Consider the following 16,267-nt stretch of genomic DNA (forward strand, 5'->3'; position numbering starts at 1 on the left):
AGAGATTCGAGGAGACGTAGTCATGAAAATCAAGGGCATCCGCTGGTGGATGGTCAGCCTGGTCGCGGCCGGGCTCATCATCAATTACCTCGCGCGCAATACGTTGTCGGTCGCGGCGCCGACGTTGATGAAGGATCTCAACATCACCACCGGGCAGTACGCGAACGTGGTCGTCGCGTGGCAGCTCTGCTATGCGTTCATGCAACCGGTCGCGGGCTTCGTGCTCGATACCGTCGGCACCAAGCTCGGCTTCGCGGTGTTCGCGCTGGCGTGGTCGCTGGCGTGCGCGGCGGCGGCGTGGTCGACCGGCTGGCGTAGCCTGGCGTTCTTCCGCGGCGTGCTCGGCATTGCCGAAGCGGCCGGCATTCCGGCCGGCGTCAAGGCGACCAGCGAATGGTTTCCGGCCAGGGAGCGCTCGGTCGCGATCGGCTGGTTCAACATCGGCTCGTCGATCGGCGCGTTGCTGGCGCCGCCGCTGGTGGTGTGGGCCTTGCTGCACGGCGAATGGCAACTGGCGTTCGTGATCGTCGGGGTGGCGGGGATCGTCTGGAGCGTGCTGTGGATGGTGCTGTACAAGCATCCGCGCCAGCAGAAGCTGCTGGGCGACGCCGAACGCGACTACATTCTGAGCGGCCAGGAAGCGAAGCATAGCGACGACGCCGGTGCCGTAAAGCGCAGCCGCTTCGCGATGCTCGGCAGTCGCGACTTCTGGGCGATCGGCATTCCGCGCATTCTGTCCGAGCCGGCGTGGCAGACCTTCAACGCGTGGATTCCGCTGTACATGATGACCGAGCGTCACATGAATCTGAAAGACGTCGCCCTGTATGCGTGGATGCCGTTTCTCGCCGCGGATATCGGTTGCGTGCTCGGCGGTTACCTCAGCCCGCTGTTTCACAAGTACGCGAAGGTCTCGCTGTTCACGTCGCGCAAGCTGGTGTTCGTGGTCGGCGCGCTGTGCATGATCGGACCGGCGTGCGTGGGCCTGGTGGCGAGTCCTTATGCGGCGGTGGCGTTGCTGTGCGTCGGTGGCTTCGCGCATCAGACCTTGTCGGGTGCGCTGTATGCGATCACGTCGGACATGTTCGGCAAGAACGAAGTGGCTACCGCAACCGGCATGGGCGGCATGGCGGGCTACCTGGGCGCTGCCGCGTTCACGGCGCTGTTCGGCGTGCTGGTGACGCGGATCGGTTATAGCCCGCTGTTCGTGGTGCTGGCGGTGTTCGATATCGTGGCCGCCGGGGTGGTTTGCCTGCTGGCGAAGAGCCCCGAAAAGGCGCCGCCCGAGCCGCATTGGTTGCCTGTAGGGGCGGTGGCGAAGTGATGGACGTGACGGAAGTAGTGCGAACGTAGCGGAAGTAAAAATGGGACGCCAGGGCGTCCCATTTTTTTTGCCACCGAGCCCGGCTGAAGCGGTTTAGCGAGAGAGCCGCCCGTTGCGTACGCATCGAAACGACACGCGGTCAGCGGCACATGCACGCCGCGGACCGCGTCATCGTCAGCCCGTCAGCGCGCCGTTATAGGCCACGCCGGCGATCACCACGTTGCTCAACGTGATGGATTTCACGCTGTCGACGAACAGCGGGCCCGGCACGGTGGCCGATGCCGGTCCTGTGCAGATCGGCGTACCCAGGTTGCAGTTCGAGATCGTCACGCCGGTGATCGGCGGCACCGTGGGGACGGGCAGCGGACCGTTGTAGTCGGCGGCCACCGGACCCTGCGCGACGATGGCCTGGAAGCACGAACCCGACGTCGCCGTGAAGCCGGACGTCAACGCGTAGCTCACCGCGCCCGAGGTGTTGGTCGCGTTCACGTTCGAGATGTTGACGTTGTTGATGGTCGCCGGATTCCAGCGCACCGCATCGCCCGAGGGACTGTAGTCGCAGTCGAACGTGATCAGACCGCCCTGGCCCGTCGACGGGTTGGCCGCGAGACCGACCGTGCCGGTGCCGGCGACCGAGCCCGGGAACGCAGCACCCAGCGCGCCGCCGCCGTATTTGCCGGTCAGATTCACGCCGTTGGGCAGCGTGACGCCGTTGATCCACACGTTGTCGATAAACCCGCCACGGTTCATGTTGGTCTTGAAGCGCAGCGCGATATTCAGCGGATTGGTCGCCCAGTTCGCGTTCTGCATGGTCAGATTGCGAGCGTAGACGTTTTGCACGCCTGCGCTCATTTCGCTGCCGATCGTCAGGCCGCCGTGACCGCTTTGCATCGTGCAGTTCTGGACCACGATGTTCTGCATCGGCCCGTACTGCGTGTCGAGACACTTGCCGGACTTGATCGCGATGCAGTCGTCGCCGGTATTGAACTGGACGTTCTGCACCACCACGTAGTTGCAGGCGTCCGGGTCGAAGCCGTCGTTGTTCGGGCCGATACTGTCCGCGAACACGCCGTCGATCAGCACGTTGGTGCAATCGGTCGGGTGATGCTGCCAGAACGGCGTGTTCTGCGTGTGATAGTTTTGCAGCAACACGTTCGTGCAACCGATGAACTCGACCATGCACGGCCGCAGAAAATGGCCGAGACCGAAGACGCGATTCAGCACCGGCACGCCGAGCTCCGACAGCGCCGGCAAATAGTTCTGATCCTGATTCCAGCCCGACGCCGTGAGCAGCGTCATCAGCGTCGTCGTGGTGCCGTCCTGATTCGTGAACGAGACGTTGGCCTGCGGGTTCGTCACCTGCGCGGCGGGCAGACTCGTCAGCGCGGTGTTGCCCGGGTAGGTGGCGCCGTTGGCCGAGTAGGCGGTGGTGCCCGTGTTCGCATCGGCTTGCGAAACCGGCGCGCCACCCGAAGCCGGTTTCACGTAACCGTATTCGCCGCTCGTGCCTTTGAAGGTCCACCAGCACGAGGTCGGCGCTTTTGTGCTCAACTGCATCGGCGTCATGGATTGACCGTTGAGTACGCAGGTGTTGTCGTCGGCGGTCAGCGCGATGTTGGTCTGCTGGTACGCGTAGATCGGTGCGCCGAAGTTCAGGCAGTCGTTGGCTTGCCAGCGCGACCAGTACAGGTTGCCGTTCGCCGTCGTGTAGGGACCGTTCTTCGCGTAGTCGACCGGGTTCGGGCTGAAATAGATCGTGCAACCCGAGCTGAGATGAAAATTCACGTTGCTCAGCAGCACGATCGGGCCACCGCAATACCAGTTGCCGGCCGGCACCACGACGCGACCGCCGCCAGCCGCATGCGCCGCCTGAATCGCGGCATTGAAGGCGGCGTACGAATCGTAGACCGTGTCCGTCATGTCGTAAGGCACCATGATCGTCGAGCCCGGGCTTTGCGGCGATGCCGCGGCCTGCGAGCCGGTCACCCAGGGAATCGTGCCGCCCGGCCATGCGCTGGCCTGAATCAACGCGGACGCCTGCAGCGTGCGCGCGCCGTAGCTCGTCACCTGGAAATCGACCGCCGGGAACATCGACGGTGTGAGGTTGGCGAGCTTGTTGATGATCACCGTGGCCTGGCCGGTCGGCCCCAGATCGGGTCCGCCGCCGCGGCCGGTGCGCTCGGCGTGGGTGTCGTGGAGCCTAACGAACCGCTGCCGCCGCCGCATCCGGGCAGGGTGGCGAACAGGCCCGCGCCCGCCGAGGTTCCCGCGAACACGAGAAAGGAACGCCGTTTGGGGGAATTCGGTGTGTCTTGTGCGCGGATTTTCGATGTCGCCGGATCGCCGCTGTTTTTATCGTGGATAGCCACGGATGTCTCCTTGCCCTGTGCGGGCATCTGCTAGTCATGTTTGAGGGGATGAGGACCGTTGCTTCGGCGGAAGCGTTTTCTGGTTATCAGTGATCCTGAATTGTTGTAAGAAAACTCGAGCAGTGAAATGAAGCGCACGCACCGGTCCATCCTGTCTATTGGCATAGAGCAGGGGGAGCGGTGCCACGGGTCGGGACTTGCGGCTTAAGCGACCGGCTGGCCGATTTCGTGATTGGCCAGAATTTCCAGCGCGCGCACCATCGCGGAGTGGTCCCACGCTTTGCCGCCGTGCGCCGCGCAGGCGTTGAACAACGCCTGGCAGGTGGCGGTGTTCGGCAGCGACACACCGAGCGCCTGGGCGGTCGAGAGTGCGAGGTTCAGATCCTTCTGGTGCAGTTCGATCCGGAAGCCCGGGTCGAAAGTGCGTTTGGTCATGCGTTCGCCGTGTACTTCGAGAATGCGCGACGACGCGAAGCCGCCCATCAGCGCCTCACGCACGCGCGCCGGATCGACGCCGGCTTTCGAGGCGAGCAGCAGCGCTTCGCCGACCGCTTCGATAGTCGCGGCAACGATCACCTGATTCGCCACCTTGCACACCTGGCCGGCGCCGACCGCGCCGATCAGCGTGACGTTCTTGCCCATCATGTCGAACAGCGGCTTGACGCTGTCGAAGCTCGCGCTTTCGCCGCCCACCATGATGGTCAGCGAACCGGCCTTGGCGCCGACTTCACCGCCCGACACCGGCGCGTCCAGATACTCCGCGCCGCGCTCGCGCACGCGGGCCGCGAACTCGCGCGTGGCCATCGGCGAAATCGAGCTCATGTCGACCACCGTCTGGCCCGCGCGCAACGCGTCGGCGAGACCCTGTTCGCCAAACAGCACGCGTTCGACGTCCGGCGTGTCGGGCACCATGATGAAGATCACGTCGGCATGCGCGGCGACGGCGGCCGGGCTGTCGCACGCGACGGCGCCCGCCTGGATGAGCTCGTCGGGCACGCCGCTGCGCGTGAATGCGGCGAGCGGCACGCCGTTCTTGAGAAGGTTGGCGGCCATGGGCTTGCCCATGATGCCGAGTCCGATAAAGCCTGCTTTTTGCATGGAGTGCTCCCAAGAGGTCATGGCGGCCGCGCTTATGCCTGGCCTGCCTGTTTCTGCATGAAGTGTTGTTGAACCGTCTGCGCGGCGTTTTTCAGCAGCCCGATGTCCGCGCAGACCGCGATCACGCGGCAGCCCATCGCGAGATAGCGCTCGGCGTCGGCCTGGGCCGGCGCGAGGATGCCGCTGGCTTTACCGGCGGCCTGCGCGCGTTCGAACACGTGCGCGATCGCCTGCTGCACGTCCGGATGGTTCGGATTGCCGAGGTGGCCGTAGGCGGCCGCGAGATCGGATGGGCCGACGAATACGGCGTCGATGCCGTCGACCGCGAGAATCTCGTCGATCGCGTCGACGGCTGTGCGGCTTTCGATCTGCACGACCACGCAGACGTTGTCGTTGGCGATCTGGAAGTAGTCGGGCACGGTCGCGTAGCGATTGCCGCGATGGCTCACCGACACGCCGCGAATGCCCTGCGGCGGATAACGCGTCGCGGCCACGGCGTGGGCCGCGTCGTCGGCGCTTTCGACGAACGGCACGAGGAAGTTCGAAAAGCCGCTGTCGAGCAGCCGCTTGATGAACACGCTGTCGTTGGCCGGCGGGCGCACGACCGGCGCGCTTGCGCTGTCCTTGAGCGACATCAGTTGAGGGATCAGCGTGAGGACGTCGTTGGGCGCGTGCTCGGCGTCCAGCAGCATCCAGTCGAAACCGACGATGCCGAGCAATTCCGTGGCGGCCGGACTCGCCAGCGACGCCCAGCAGCCGATCAGGGTGTCGCCGGCGCGAACGGCGCGGCGGAAACTGTTGGGTAGGGCCTGGTAGGGCGCGACGGCGGGCATGGATATCTCCTCGAACGGCGATGGATCGGGCAAGCTCCGGCCGACGGCCCGCCCTCGACGCGGCATTCGAGCGATGCCGCTTGAGTTATAGGTCGTCGTATGTCTAAAAACAGATTAGCATTCGGACCCAGCGTTGTAACGGCCACGTATACCCGAACTTTCCGTAGTGATGGTCGTTCCGGTTGCATGGCACCCTCTCCATGTTGTAGGATAACTTATATCTACGGCAGTCTTTTAAGGAAAGCGAAATGTCCATTACCGGCGAAATGCTGATCGGTCGCCAAGCCGTACGCGGCGCGGAAAAATCCTTGCATGCGTTCAATCCTGCCACGGGTGCCGACATCGCGGAGCCGGTTTTCGGCGGCGGCTCGGTGGCCGATGTCGGACGAGCTTGCGACCTCGCGCAACAGGCGTTCGAGCCGTACCGGCACCTGCCGCTGACGGTGCGCGCCGAGTTTCTGGAGCGCATCGCCGACGGCATCACGGCACTGGGCGACGCGCTGATCGAGCGCGCGCAGCAGGAGTCGGGGTTGCCGAAGGCGCGTCTCGAAGGCGAGCGCGGCCGCACGACGGGTCAGCTCAAGCTGTTCGCGCAAGTGGTGCGCGCCGGGCAGTGGCTTGCCGCCACGCTCGATTCGCCGCTGCCCGAGCGCAAGCCGCTGCCGCGCTCCGATCTGCGGATGCAGAAGATCGCGCTCGGTCCGGTCGCGGTGTTCGGCGCCAGCAATTTCCCGTTGGCGTTTTCGGTGGCGGGCGGCGATACCGCGGCGGCGCTCGCGGCGGGTTGCCCGGTGGTGGTGAAGGCGCATCCGGCGCATCTGGGCACCTCGGAGATGGTCGGCCGGGTGATCCAGCGCGTCGCGCAGGAGATGGACTTGCCGGAGGGCGTGTTTTCGCTGGTGGTCGGCGCGGGTAACGCGATCGGCGAAGCGCTGGTGGCGCATCCGGCGATCAAGGCGGTGGGCTTCACCGGTTCGCGCGCGGGCGGTGTGGCGCTGATGCGTATCGCGGCGGCGCGCGCTGAGCCGATTCCGGTCTACGCCGAAATGAGCAGCATCAACCCGGTGTTTCTGCTGTCGAACGCGCTGGCTGAGCGCGGCGAGAGCATCGCGCGCGGTTTCGTCGATTCGCTGGTGCTCGGCGCCGGGCAGTTCTGTACCAACCCGGGCCTCGCGATTGCCGTCGACGGCGACGCGCTCAAGGGCTTTATCGCCACGGCGTCCAGCGCCTTGAGCGGCAAGCCGGCGCAGACCATGCTCACGTCGGGCATTCATGCGGCCTATGAAGCAGGCGCGGGCAAGCTGGCGGGAATCCAGGGCGTGGAGGCCGTGGCGCATGGCGTCGACGCAACCGGTCCGACGCAGGCGTGCGCCGCGTTGTTCGTGACCGACGCGCAGACGTTCCTCGCCACCCCGGCGCTGGAAGACGAAGTATTCGGACCCACCTCGACGATCGTGCGTTGCAAGGACGAGCAGGAGATGCTCGCCGTGGCCGAGCATGTGGAAGGACAACTGACGGCCACGCTGCAGATGGATCGCGCGGATCTCGCGGTGGCGCACAAGCTGGTGCCGGTTCTGGAGCGCAAGGCCGGGCGAATTCTGGTGAACGGTTTCCCGACCGGCGTCGAAGTCTCGCATGCCATGGTGCACGGTGGCCCGTTCCCGGCGACCTCGGACAGTCGCGCGACGTCGGTGGGCACGACGTCGATCGAGCGGTTCCTGCGGCCGGTGTGCTACCAGGATTTTCCGGCGGAATTGCTGCCGGAGGCGTTGGCCGACGCGAATCCGCTGGATTTGTGGCGTCGCCGCGATGGGGAGATCACGCGGAGCTGAGCGGCGAATGCGAGTGATAAGCTTCTCAAAAGCTTATCACTCGACTGATAAGATTAAGCTCGATTGATAAGATTGCGGCTAATCCTATCAATGACCCAATCCGACTTGAGAAGCTTTCCTCGCAGCGAACTTTGCGTGCATGGGGCGGATGACACCCGCACCGCTCCGCCAAACAAAAAGCCCGTGATTTCAACAACGAAATCACGGGCTTCCTCGTCACCACCAGAGCGAACGCCTCAGCTATTCGCCTCGGCCGTCTCATTCGCCCGCCGCAGCCGCTCGCGGCTATTCGACAGATGCATGCGCATGGCCGCGCGCGCGCCTTCCGCGTCGTGCCGGGTGATTGCCTCGAGAATGCTCTCGTGTTCGAGATTGACCAGCGACAGATACGCGTCCGGTTCCGCGCGCGCGATACCCGCCGAGTCGAGCCGGTTGCGCGGAATCAGCGCGCTGCCCATCTGCGTCAGGATGTCGACGAAGTAGCGGTTGCCGGTGGCGCGCGCCACCGAGATATGGAACTGCAAGTCGGCGTCGACGCTGTCCAGCCCGTTGTGGCGCGTGGCCTCGATTGCGTCGAGCGCGGTGCGCATGCGCGCGAGGTCGTCCGCTTTGGCGCGTTGCGCGGCCAGCCCGGCGCATTCCGTCTCCAGGCTGATACGCAGTTCCAGAATCGACAGCACATCGCGCAACGTGGTGGCGGGCACCATGTCGATACCCAGTTTTTCGCGCTGCGGCTCCAGCACGAAGCTGCCGATGCCGTGACGCGTTTCGATGACCTTGCCCGCCTGCAGACGGGAAATCGCCTCGCGAATCACGGTGCGGCTCACGCTCAGCGTGACCATCAATTGCGATTCGGTCGGCAGTTTGTCGCCGGGCTTCAAGGCGTTGGACGCGATCTGCTCGGTGACGTAGCTGACGACGAACTCGGCCAGATTGCGAGCGCGTCGCGGCGGTGCCGCGGATGCCAGTGGTGTAGCCATCGAAAACGCCCCTTGAATCAGATAGTTGCAGATACTCGTACGGCTCATTATACCGTCGTCTGACGACTGATTATATAAACACCAGATCATTTTCGGCGACCTCGCCATCGCTGCCGTCGGCGCTCGCGCTCTCAAGCCTGGCGGGGCGTCGGCGCGTAGGACGCCACCGCCTCGGAAGTACGATAACCGCCCGGCAGGCTAACCCCGGCTCAACTCGACCCGCCGGATATCTTTGACGATCACGAGGTAGCTGAACACGGTCAGTAACGCGTTCACGCCGACGAACACCAGCGCGCCATTGAACGAGCCGGTTTTCGCCACGAGATAGCCGATCACGATCGGCGTGACGATGCCGGCCACGTTGCCGAACATATTGAAGATCGCGCCCGACAACCCGAGCGCTTCCTTCGGCGACGTATCCGCGACCACCGCCCAGCCAAGCGCGCCGATGCCTTTGCCGAAAAACGCCAGCGACATCAGCGCAACCACGATCCAGTCGGTCGACACATAGTTGCAGCCGATGATGCACACCGACAGCAGCATGCCACCCACGATCGGCACCTTGCGCGCGACGGTCAGCGAATGGCCGCGGCGGATCAACCCGTCCGACAGAATGCCGCCCAGCACGCCGCCGGAGAAACCGCAGATCGCCGGTAACGACGCGACCAGACCCGCATGCAGAATCGTCATGCCGCGCGCCTGCACGAGGTAGATCGGAAACCACGTCAGGAAAAAGTAGGTCAGCACGTTGATGCAGTACTGCGCGAGATACACGCCGAGCAGCATGCGGTTGCCGAGTAGTTGGCGCACCAGGAACCAGCCGCCGGCCTGTGCTATATCGCCGGTCTGCGCTTTTTTGTGACCGTTGACCACGCCCCCGCCTTGCTCGATATAGTCCAGCTCGGCACGCGAAACACGCGGATGGTCGGCCGGGTTCTTCATCACCTTCAGCCACGTGAGGGCGAGCAGCAGCCCGGTCACGCCCATCACGAGGTACACGGTGTGCCAGCCGAACGCGTGGGTGAGCCACGCCATCAGCGGCGTGAACACGACCGCCGCGAAATATTGCGCCGAATTGAAAATGGCCGACGCCGTGCCGCGTTCCGTGGTGGGGAACCAGCTCGCCACCACCTTGGCATTGGCCGGAAACGCCGGCGATTCCGCCACGCCCATCGCGAAGCGCAGCACGAACAGCGCGGTAATGGCGGCGGCCGCGCTGCCCAGCAAGCCGATCGTGCCTTGCAGCAGCGTGAAGAGCGACCAGAAGAAAATGCTCGCCGCGTAGACGCGGCGGGCGCCGAAGCGATCCAGCAGCCAGCCGGCCGGCAGTTGCGACAACACATAGGCCCAACTGAAGGCGGAGAAGATGTAACCCATGCGGATCGCGTCGAGACCGAATTCGCCGCGCATCGCCGAACCGGTGATCGACAGCGTCGCGCGGTCCGCGTAGTTGAAGGTGGTGATCAGAAAGATCAGCAGCAGGATCGCGTAGCGGACCTTCGTGCGTTTCGCGGCGTGGGCGGAACTCGCCATCCGGCTTATTTCCATCGTCATCTCCTGAATCGTTATGCGGGCGGCGCGCTGCCGCGCTATAAAAAACGCCCGGCGACGTTACCGTCCCGGGCGCTTCTGGCCATCAACCATCAACCACGCAATTACTGCGGGCCGAGCGTCTTGATCAGCGCGTCGAGCTTCGCCATTTCTTCTTCGGTCAGATCGGTCAACGGCGCGCGCACCGGGCCGGCGCTGTGGCCGACGAGCTTCGCGCCCGCCTTCACGATGCTGACCGCGTAGCCCGCGCGACGGTTGCGGATCGCCAGATACGGCAGGAAGAATTCGTCGATCAGCTTGCCGACGGTGGCGTGGTCGTCCGCGGCGATCGCGCGGTAGAAGTCCATCGCGGTCTTCGGAATGAAGTTGAACACCGCCGACGAATACACCGGCACGCCCAGCGCCTTATACGCCGCCGCATAGACTTCGGCGGTCGGCAGGCCGCCGAGGTACGAGAAACGGTCGCCGAGACGGCGGCGGATCGTCACCATGTTTTCGATCTCACCCACGCCGTCCTTGAAGCCGATCAGGTTGGGGCAGCGCTCGGCCAGCCCTTCGAGCATGTCGGCGTTAAGCTTGGAATTGGCGCGGTTGTAAATGATCACGCCCATGTTCGGCACGGCCTTGCAGACCTCTTCGGCGTGCGCGGCGATGCCTTCCTGACAGGCTTCGGTCAGGTAGTGCGGCATCAGCAGAATGCCGTTCGCGCCGTGACGCTCGGCTTCTTTCGCATAGGCGATCGCAACGCGCGTCGGGCCGCCCGCGCCGGCGAGAATCGGCACCTTGCCTTTGCAGACTTTGGCGGCGGTGCGCACCACGTTCGAGTAATCGTCGTGCGTGAGCGAGAAGAACTCACCCGTGCCGCCCGCCACGAACAGCGCCGACGCGCCGTACGGCGCGAGCCATTCGAGGCGCTCGGCATAGGTGTCGGCGCGGAAATCGCCTTGTTCGTCGAAGTCGGTGACGGGGAAGGAGAGAAGGCCTTCCGAAACGATCTGCTTGAGTTCCTGCGGTGTCGTCATGATGAGTATCCAGGGCGGCGGTATGGGGTTGTTTGTCGAAATGGAGATTTCTTATACGTCATCGTACAACAACAAATCGTCTAACTCAACGGGGTTTTCGCGGCATAATGCACGCCATAGGGTAAATACGGAACATCCACGCAATCTTTCGTGTTGTAGGATGACGTATGAATAGCTGGCGCAGTGCGCGTGCAGCGCCATGAGGATCGAGGCAATGGAACAATCTCCGCTCTACATACGCGTTCACCCCAATGACAATGTCGCGATCGTCGTCAACGACGGCGGTCTGGGCGAGGGCGCGGTTTTCCCCGATGGCATCGCGCTGCGCGAACGCGTGCCGCAAGGCCATAAGGTCGCGCTGGCCGATCTGGCCGAAGGCGACGAGGTAATCCGCTATAACGTGGTGATCGGTTATGCGCTGAAGGCGTTGCCCAAAGGTAGCTGGATCAACGAGCACGTGATCCGCATGCCGAGCCCACCCGGACTCGAAGACCTGCCGATCGCCACCATCAGGGCGCCGGAAATGCCGCCGCTCGAAGGCTTCACGTTCGAGGGCTACCGCAATGCCGACGGTTCGGTCGGCTCGCGCAACATTCTGGCGATCACGACCACCGTGCAATGCGTGGCCGACGTGGTGCAGCACGCAGTCACCCGCATCAAGGCCGAATTGCTGCCGCGCTATCCGAATGTCGACGACGTCGTCAGCCTCGGCCATACCTACGGTTGCGGCGTCGCGATCGACGCGCCCGACGCGATGGTGCCGATCCGCACCGTGCGCAACATCAGTCTGAACCCGAACTTCGGCGGCGAGGTGATGATGGTCAGCCTCGGTTGCGAGAAGTTGCAGCCCGAGCGCCTGATGCCGCCCGGCACGATCCCGATCGCGGCGGCCGCCAACGTCGCGGAAATCGCCGACATCGGCGACGTCGAGGCCGATCTGAACGGCGACGTCGTGGTGCTGCAGGACGACGCGCACGTCGGCTTCCAGTCGATGATCGAGTCGATCATGCGCATGGCCGAGGGGCACCTGAAGCGCCTCAACAATCGCCGTCGCGAGACGTGCCCCGCGGCGGATCTGGTGATCGGCGTGCAGTGCGGCGGCAGCGACGCGTTCTCCGGGCTGACCGCGAATCCCGCCGTGGGCTTCGCGACCGACCTGCTGGTGCGGGCCGGCGCGACCGTGATGTTCTCCGAAGTGACCGAAGTGCGCGACGGCGTCGATCAACTGACGGCGCGGGCGGCCAACGCCGAGGTAGCCGCGGCGATCATCCGCGAAATGCAGTGGTACGACGATTATCTGAAGCGCGGCGGCGCGGACCGCAGCGCCAACACCACGCCCGGCAACAAGAAGGGCGGGCTGTCGAACATCGTCGAAAAGGCGATGGGCTCGATCATCAAGTCGGGCAACTCGGCGATCTCCGGCGTGTTGTCGCCGGGCGAAAAGGTCCGCCAGAAAGGCCTGATTTATGCGGCCACGCCGGCCAGCGACTTTATCTGCGGCACGCTGCAGGTGGCTGCCGGTATCAATCTGCACGTGTTCACCACGGGCCGCGGCACGCCGTACAGCCTTGCCGAAGTGCCCGTGATCAAGGTCGCGACGCGCTCCGATCTGGCGCGCCGCTGGCACGATCTGATGGACATCAACGCCGGCACGATCGCCACCGGGGCGGCAAGTATCGAAGACGTGGGCTGGGAACTGTTCCGCCTGATGCTCGACGTCGCCAGCGGACGCAAGCAGACCTGCGCGGAAAAACTCAAGCTCCACAATGCGTTGACGCTGTTCAATCCGGCGCCGGTGACCTGAGTGGCGTGCTGGCTTCAGCGCAATCACACTCCTAAAAAGACATGACCGATTCGAATCCTGTTCACAACGCGGCGGCGAAACCCTTCCGCCGTCTGCTGTTGACCGGCGCCGCCGGCAACCTCGGCCAGCAATTGCGCGGCGCGCTCGCCGCATGGGCCGATATCGTGCGCGTCACCGACATCGCGCCGCTCGGCGAGGTGGCGGCGCACGAAGAAGCGTCGATCGTCGATCTCGCCGACGAAGCCGCGGTTCACACGCTGCTGGAAGGCGTCGATGCGGTGATTCATCTCGGTGGCATTTCCGTCGAAGCGCCTTTCGAAGACCTGCTCGAAGCGAATATTCGCGGCCTCTACAACCTGTATTCGGCGGCGCAGAAGCAGGGCGTGAAGCGCGTTGTTTATGCAAGCTCGAATCATGCGGTGGGGTTTCATCCGGTGACCGAGGTGGTGGATATCGACGCGCCGTTGCGTCCCGACAGCCTGTATGGTGTAACGAAGTGCTTCGGCGAATCGCTGTCGCGCTACTACTTCGATCGCTTCGGGCTCGAGACCGTGTGTCTGCGGATCGGTTCGTCGTTCGAGCAGCCGAAGAATCCGCGCATGCTCGTTACGTTCCTGAGCTTCCGCGACTTTATCGAACTGGTGCGCTGCTCGCTGTTCACCAATCGCGTGGGTCATGCGATCGTCTACGGCGTGTCGGATAACCGCACCAAATGGGTCGACAACACGAAGGCCGCGTTCCTCGGTTTTCGTCCGCAAGACAGCTCGGTCGAGTTCGAGCATCTATTCCCCGTCAGCGCGCCGACCGCCGATCTCGACGATCCGACCCAGCGTTTCCAGGGCGGCGCGTTCGTGCTGGCCGGCCCGATGGAGCCGAAGCGATGAGCGCCGCGGCGGCCCATCCCAAGGTGGAGCGTGTCGAGGCAGCGGGCGAGGCGCCCGCGATGGTCGGCGAAAGTCCGGTGTGGCGCGCGGCGGAGCAGGCGCTTTACTGGGTCGATATTCCCGCGCAAAAGATCGTGCGCCTGGCGGTGGAGGCGGGCCAGCGCTCCGAATGGCGCTTGCCGGAGAGGGTGGCCTGCATCGCGTTCGATCGTCACGGTACCGTGCTGGCCGGTTGCGAGACGGGGTTGTTTGCCGTCACGCTGAGCGAAACCGCAACGGCCGACGGTCAATCGCTTCAGGCCGAGGCGCGCAAGCTCGCCGCGCCGTCCTTCGCCTGCGAGGACATGCGCTTCAACGACGGCCGTTGTGATCGCCAGGGACGCTTCTGGTCGGGCACGATGGTGCAGGACATGTCGCTGGCGAATCCGGCCGGCGCGCTGTATCGCTTCGACGAACGTGGCGTGTTGTCCGCGCCGGTGATCGATGTGCTGATCACGCAAAACGGTCTGGCGTGGTCGCCGGACGGCGCCACGATGTACCTGTCGGACTCGCATCCGCTGCGCCGCCAGATCTGGGCATTCGACTACGACATCGACGCTGGCGCGCCGCGCAACCGGCGCGTGTTCGCCGATCTGAATCACCACGTGGGCCGTCCCGACGGCGCGGCGGTCGACGCCGACGGCTGCTACTGGATCTGCGCCAACGACGCGGGCCGCTTGTTGCGCTTCACGCCGCAAGGCAAGCTGGATCGCGAGATCGTCGTGCCGGCCGTCAAGCCGGCCATGTGCGCATTCGGCGGGCGCGATCTCGATACGCTGTTCGTGACCTCGATCCGGCCCGCAACGGGCGCGAGCGAGCACGACGGCCACCTGTTCGCCGTGCGCCCCGGCGTCACCGGTCTGCCGGAACCCGAATACGCAGGCGTCCTGTAAGCGACTACTGTTGGCGTGACGCGCCGGCCATGCATTCCATGGCCGGCGCACTTCTCTGTACACACTTCAATTCATCACTCGTCGTATGACTGTGTGGCATAACGGTCACATTCACGCCATCTTCGCCGAGCATTTCCCTACGAAGAAACAGCGCGTCCCGAGACGCCTTCATGTCCTTGCCAGCTCGGCTCCAGCTCCCATAAGGCCTTGGCGTTGCGACGCCTGAGTCATCTATACCGGCTATCTCAATTCTGCGGGTAAATACCGTCTGTACAACTCAAACCGTGTTTTATAGACTTCGTATGTCGTCGTACAACATACGAGTCCAAACAAATTCCTTTCTCGAATTTAAGGACAACACCAGAACAAGGCGGTTGCAGCGTGGACGATTCGTCGTGTTACCCGCGGCCCGCCGAGGCAGTCGAAGCAAAAGTAAAAGATGTCGAGTTGTCTGACAGGAGTGCTGGGATCGGTGCCGGGGACAATGCACCGACCAGCACGGCGAAGCGTCCGCGGCCCGCACGGGTGAGCGAACGCGGAGCCGGGAGACGCAGTAAAGCCATATCGCATTCGACCTGGCCTTCCGCTAGCAGCCCTCCGCAATCGGCCAATCGATTGGATGGTCCATTTACAAGGAATGTCACGATGAACAAGAAGTTCGCCTCTTCCCGCGTTTCGATGATCGTTGCCGCGTCGGTGCTGGCCTTCAGTGCCGCGTCGGCTGAAGCGCGCGTGTTCCGTGTGTCGGACGTGCACGGCGACACCTATCCGACCAACATGGCCGTGAAATACATGGGTGACGAGATCAGCAAGGCCACGGGCGGCAAGGACACCGTCAAGGTGTTCGGCAACAGCGCGCTGGGCTCCGAAAACGACACGGTCGATCAGGTGCGCATCGGCGCGCTCGACATGGCGCGCGCGAACGGCGCCGCGTTCAACGAGATCGTTCCCGAGTCGATGATTCCGTCGCTGCCGTTCCTGTTTCGCGACATCGACCATTTCCGCAAAGTGATGTACGGCCCGGAAGGCCAGAAGATTCTCGACGCCTTCAAGGCGAAGGGCATGATCGCGCTGACGTTCTACGAGAGCGGCGCGCGTTCGATCTACGCGAAGAAGGCGATCCATTCGCCGGCCGATATGAAAGGGCTGAAGGTGCGCGTGCAACCGTCCGACCTGATGGTCGACGAGATTCGCGCGATGGGCGGCACGCCCACGCCGATGCCGTTCGCCGAGGTCTATACGGGCCTCAAGACGGGTCTCGTGGACGCCGCGGAAAACAACCTGCCGTCGTACGACGAGACCAAGCACTTCGAAGTCGCGAACGTCTATTCCGAAACCCAGCATTCCATGACGCCGGAAGTGCTGGTGTTCTCCAAGAAAGTCTGGGACACGCTGACGCCGCAAGAGCAGGACATCATCAAGAAGGCCGCGGCCGACTCGGTGCCGTACTACCAGAAGCTGTGGACCGCGCGTGAGAACGATGCCGCGAAGACAGTCACCAAGGGCGGCGCGACCATCATCCCGGCGGCGCAGATCGATCGCGCGGCGTTCGTGAAGGTGATGCAACCAGTCTGGACCAAGTACGAAAAGACCCCGCAGATGAAGCAGATCGTCGACGAGATTCAGGCCATCAAGTAAGGC

General features: G+C 64.0%; 11 protein-coding genes and 1 pseudogene. 6 read left to right on the forward strand and 6 right to left on the reverse strand.

Annotation, left to right across the window (positions count from 1 at the left end):
- Positions 1–22 precede the first annotated feature (22 nt).
- Positions 23–1,321, forward strand: a complete 1,299-nt coding sequence (locus BX591_RS22695) for an MFS transporter (protein ID WP_111933551.1) — start codon at positions 23–25, stop codon at positions 1,319–1,321.
- Positions 1,322–1,495: 174 nt separating this feature from the next.
- Here the strand turns inward: BX591_RS22695 and BX591_RS22700 are convergent.
- The 3 genes and pseudogenes from BX591_RS22700 to garL all read right to left on the reverse strand — a co-directional run bounded on the left by BX591_RS22700 (position 1,496) and on the right by garL (position 5,621).
- Positions 1,496–3,717 (reverse strand): annotated as a pseudogene (locus BX591_RS22700) (glycoside hydrolase family 28 protein).
- 177 nt (positions 3,718–3,894) lie between these two features.
- Positions 3,895–4,809, reverse strand: coding sequence for a 2-hydroxy-3-oxopropionate reductase (locus tag BX591_RS22705; protein WP_111933552.1), 915 nt, complete (start codon positions 4,807–4,809; stop codon positions 3,895–3,897).
- An 11-nt stretch (positions 4,810–4,820) separates the two neighbouring features.
- The gene (gene garL, locus BX591_RS22710; protein WP_111933553.1) at positions 4,821–5,621 is read right to left on the reverse strand and encodes a 2-dehydro-3-deoxyglucarate aldolase; all 801 of its coding nucleotides are present in this window, start codon (positions 5,619–5,621) and stop codon (positions 4,821–4,823) included.
- 248 nt (positions 5,622–5,869) lie between these two features.
- Here garL and BX591_RS22715 point away from each other — a divergent pair, with 248 nt between their 5' ends.
- Positions 5,870–7,453 carry an aldehyde dehydrogenase (NADP(+)) gene (locus tag BX591_RS22715; RefSeq protein ID WP_111933554.1) on the forward strand — a complete coding sequence of 528 codons (1,584 nt, stop codon included), beginning with the start codon at positions 5,870–5,872 and terminating at the stop codon, positions 7,451–7,453.
- 236 nt (positions 7,454–7,689) lie between these two features.
- Here BX591_RS22715 and BX591_RS22720 read toward each other — a convergent pair whose 3' ends face one another.
- The 3 genes from BX591_RS22720 to kdgD all read right to left on the reverse strand — a co-directional run bounded on the left by BX591_RS22720 (position 7,690) and on the right by kdgD (position 11,006).
- Entirely contained in the window at positions 7,690–8,433 is a 744-nt protein-coding gene (locus BX591_RS22720) for a FadR/GntR family transcriptional regulator (RefSeq protein ID WP_111933614.1), read from the reverse strand.
- A 198-nt stretch (positions 8,434–8,631) separates the two neighbouring features.
- Positions 8,632–9,981: an MFS transporter gene (locus tag BX591_RS22725; RefSeq protein ID WP_111933555.1), complete on the reverse strand. Its 1,350-nt coding sequence runs from the start codon at positions 9,979–9,981 to the stop codon at positions 8,632–8,634.
- Between the two features lie 107 nt (positions 9,982–10,088).
- Positions 10,089–11,006, reverse strand: a complete 918-nt coding sequence (gene kdgD, locus BX591_RS22730; protein WP_111933556.1) for a 5-dehydro-4-deoxyglucarate dehydratase — start codon at positions 11,004–11,006, stop codon at positions 10,089–10,091.
- A gap of 214 nt (positions 11,007–11,220) precedes the next feature.
- Between kdgD and garD the strand changes: the two genes are divergently transcribed.
- From garD to BX591_RS22750, 4 genes are all read left to right on the forward strand, one after another.
- Positions 11,221–12,810 carry a galactarate dehydratase gene (gene garD / locus BX591_RS22735; RefSeq protein ID WP_111933557.1) on the forward strand — a complete coding sequence of 530 codons (1,590 nt, stop codon included), beginning with the start codon at positions 11,221–11,223 and terminating at the stop codon, positions 12,808–12,810.
- Between the two features lie 41 nt (positions 12,811–12,851).
- Complete coding sequence (locus BX591_RS22740; protein WP_111933558.1) at positions 12,852–13,694, forward strand: NAD-dependent epimerase/dehydratase family protein; 843 nt, start codon at positions 12,852–12,854, stop codon at positions 13,692–13,694.
- A complete protein-coding gene (locus BX591_RS22745) occupies positions 13,691–14,626 on the forward strand; it encodes an SMP-30/gluconolactonase/LRE family protein (protein WP_111933559.1) in 936 nt (311 codons plus the stop codon). Before BX591_RS22740 ends, BX591_RS22745 begins: the two co-directional genes overlap by 4 nt.
- Before the next feature lie 645 nt (positions 14,627–15,271).
- Complete coding sequence (locus BX591_RS22750) at positions 15,272–16,264, forward strand: TRAP transporter substrate-binding protein (RefSeq protein ID WP_111933560.1); 993 nt, start codon at positions 15,272–15,274, stop codon at positions 16,262–16,264.
- Positions 16,265–16,267 lie beyond the last annotated feature (3 nt).

The sequence above is a fragment of the Paraburkholderia bryophila genome (assembly GCF_003269035.1).
Taxonomy (GTDB): domain Bacteria; phylum Pseudomonadota; class Gammaproteobacteria; order Burkholderiales; family Burkholderiaceae; genus Paraburkholderia; species Paraburkholderia bryophila.

Excerpts from the sequence above, each read along its gene's own strand:
- BX591_RS22695 (WP_111933551.1), top strand. The coding sequence starts at position 23 with ATGAAAATCAAGGGCATCCGCTGGTGGATGGTCAGCCTGGTCGCGGCC.
- BX591_RS22705 (WP_111933552.1), bottom strand. The coding sequence starts at position 4,809 with ATGACCTCTTGGGAGCACTCCATGCAAAAAGCAGGCTTTATCGGACTC.
- garL (WP_111933553.1), bottom strand. The coding sequence starts at position 5,621 with ATGCCCGCCGTCGCGCCCTACCAGGCCCTACCCAACAGTTTCCGCCGC.
- BX591_RS22715 (WP_111933554.1), top strand. The coding sequence starts at position 5,870 with ATGTCCATTACCGGCGAAATGCTGATCGGTCGCCAAGCCGTACGCGGC.
- BX591_RS22720 (WP_111933614.1), bottom strand. The coding sequence starts at position 8,433 with ATGGCTACACCACTGGCATCCGCGGCACCGCCGCGACGCGCTCGCAAT.
- BX591_RS22725 (WP_111933555.1), bottom strand. The coding sequence starts at position 9,981 with ATGGAAATAAGCCGGATGGCGAGTTCCGCCCACGCCGCGAAACGCACG.
- kdgD (WP_111933556.1), bottom strand. The coding sequence starts at position 11,006 with ATGACGACACCGCAGGAACTCAAGCAGATCGTTTCGGAAGGCCTTCTC.
- garD (WP_111933557.1), top strand. The coding sequence starts at position 11,221 with ATGGAACAATCTCCGCTCTACATACGCGTTCACCCCAATGACAATGTC.
- BX591_RS22740 (WP_111933558.1), top strand. The coding sequence starts at position 12,852 with ATGACCGATTCGAATCCTGTTCACAACGCGGCGGCGAAACCCTTCCGC.
- BX591_RS22745 (WP_111933559.1), top strand. The coding sequence starts at position 13,691 with ATGAGCGCCGCGGCGGCCCATCCCAAGGTGGAGCGTGTCGAGGCAGCG.
- BX591_RS22750 (WP_111933560.1), top strand. The coding sequence starts at position 15,272 with ATGAACAAGAAGTTCGCCTCTTCCCGCGTTTCGATGATCGTTGCCGCG.